Below are 247 nucleotides of genomic sequence, written 5' to 3'. Positions count from 1 at the left end.
AAAGGCAATACATCACTTATATATTAATTTTTAAAACATTCAGTTATGAACACTAGAAATTCAAACAATCGTAGTTCAAGAAGTAATTCTTCAAACAATGAAAAATCCACTTTAGAGGAAGTTTATCAGTTAGGGTATGACCATGGTTTTAATGATGCATCCCAGGATGAAGATTATGATGATGATTTCTCTGAATATGAGGACGAGTTCGATGATTATGAAAACAGTTATGACGACGATGACGACG

1 pseudogene is annotated in these 247 nt (G+C 32.4%); it reads left to right on the top strand.

Going from position 1 to position 247, the window contains the following annotated elements:
• Positions 1-45: 45 nt before the first annotated feature.
• Positions 46-247, top strand: a pseudogene (locus SB689_RS23860) (stress-induced protein); the annotation flags it as partial.

Origin of the sequence: Chryseobacterium sp. SIMBA_038 (assembly GCF_046535115.1) — a bacterium.
GTDB lineage: Bacteria > Bacteroidota > Bacteroidia > Flavobacteriales > Weeksellaceae > Chryseobacterium.
Note: the sequence above shows the minus strand (reverse complement) of the source record. Positions and strands in the feature narration are given on the sequence as shown.